The sequence below is a fragment of the Flavobacterium sp. genome (assembly GCF_021151785.1).
In the GTDB taxonomy this organism is placed as follows: Bacteria; Bacteroidota; Bacteroidia; order Flavobacteriales; family Flavobacteriaceae; genus Flavobacterium.
Genome location: NZ_JAGKWP010000186.1, coordinates 1 through 1,880 on the forward strand (window position 1 = coordinate 1; position 1,880 = coordinate 1,880).

2 protein-coding genes are annotated in these 1,880 nt (G+C 34.3%); both read right to left on the bottom strand.

The window, feature by feature from the left end; genetic code table 11:
- Positions 1 to 20: 20 nt before the first annotated feature.
- A complete protein-coding gene (locus QZ824_RS11515; protein WP_291276160.1) occupies positions 21 to 932 on the bottom strand; it encodes an outer membrane beta-barrel protein in 912 nt (303 codons plus the stop codon).
- Between the two features lie 109 nt (positions 933 to 1,041).
- A partial coding sequence (locus QZ824_RS11520) for a hypothetical protein (RefSeq protein WP_291276161.1) occupies positions 1,042 to 1,880 on the bottom strand: 839 nt, incomplete at its 5' end.

Below are 1,880 nucleotides of genomic sequence, written 5' to 3' on the forward strand. Positions count from 1 at the left end.
GTATGAAGTAGTTATATACTTTACTTACGTAATAACTGCTGATCGCCTTTAAACTTAGGCCTGTGATTCTTTGTAAAGGTATATGTCACACAAGCAGAAAATATAAAATAACCATCATTGTTTTTGGGATTTCCTCTATAGTCCTGTGGTGTTTGTGCATCAGTACCATTATATGGAAAATTGGTAGATTTATTGGACATCGCTGCTGAAAGAGAGTTATCAAAAGAGGAAGCCTTTGGATAATTTAACGCACTTACATCATCTATATGATCTGTAGTTGTATAACGGTAACCCCCTTCAACCATGAAGTTCCATTTATAAGAATATCGGAATTTAATTCCGAAGCCTACAGTATATACAAATGCAACATTTCCGTATTTAGTATGTTCCGTTTCCAAAGGACGTAGTTTATGCCATTTTCCATTTTCCATTTTTCCCCAAGGATCAAATGTCATAAGGCCAACTCCACCATATATATATGGATTAAACTTTGGTCTCCTCCGCATCATTTTAGCATATGGATAAAAATCAAATTGGCCTAATGCTAAAAACTCCCAGTTCGAAGATCTGAAATCCAGATTTCTATATTTATAGTAATCATCAGAGTATAGCCTAAAAAAACGCACATCACCTCTTAAGCTAAATCTTTTACCAAGAAAATTGGTTCTTAATAAAGCACCGCCACCAATTTGTGGTCTGAATTTAAAACAATCAACACCCTCACACAGATCACCATAATAAGTAGCATATCCCAATGATCCGAACAATGTAATTAGTTCGTTTTTAGATATATTTTTAAGAGAAATATTGGGCTGTGATTTTCCTTTATGATATTGACCTTTATAAATGCGTCTATTTTGTGCGTTAGCATCAAAGGTTAATGCATTTAATACTATAAAAGTCAGCAATAAGAATAATCTAATTATATTCATAAAATTCAGTTGCAAGATCCGAAACTAGCGATTAGTTTGTTTTATACCAATTTTTATCCTTTTAAATTCCTTTATTTTATCATTAGATAAAACTCCTGTAAAAACAACTTTACGTTTTACGAAGTAAGTGTTTAGAAGTTTTAGATTTAGCTTTATGGAATTTAGTAAATGTGTATGTTACTCCTGCAGAAAACATAAAATATCCGTCTCGGCTATTAGGGTTACCGCGTTGCCCAGTATAACTTCCCGACTTATTAGACATTATCATTGCTATAGTATTTGTAAATGAACTTTTAGGAGGATAGGCGGACTGACTTACATCATCGATATAATCTGTCGTTGTAAATCTATATCCACCTTCAATCATAAAATTCCATTTGTAAGAATATCTAAATTTTAAACCGAATCCTGCAGTATACGTAAAGGCAACATTCCCATATTTAACATGTTCTGTTTCAAGAGGCCTTAATTTATGCCATTTACCATTAGGCAATTCTCCCCATGGATCGAAAGTCACTAAGCCAATACCAGCATAAATATAGGGATTTATCAATGTCCTTCTTCTCATCATTTTCTCATAAGGGAAAAATTCATACTGTCCAAGAGCAAGAAATTCCCAGTTAGAGGATCTGAAATTAAGATTTCTACCTTCATGTACATCATTGGCAGCGAGTCTGAAAAAGCGTACATCGGCACGTAAATAAAGACGTCTTCCCAAATAATTAGTTCTTAAAATTGCCCCGCCCCCACCTTGAGGCCGATAACTATGACTACCTAATCCGTTTCCCGAAAGATCTCCATTGTAAACAGCCAAGCCCGTAGTTCCGAAAAGTGTAATCAATTCATTTTTTGCAATGCCTCGTAAAGATATATTGGGTTGAGATTTCCCACGATGATATTGCCCTTTGTATAAACGTTTATTTTGTGCATTGGAGCATATCGTTATAT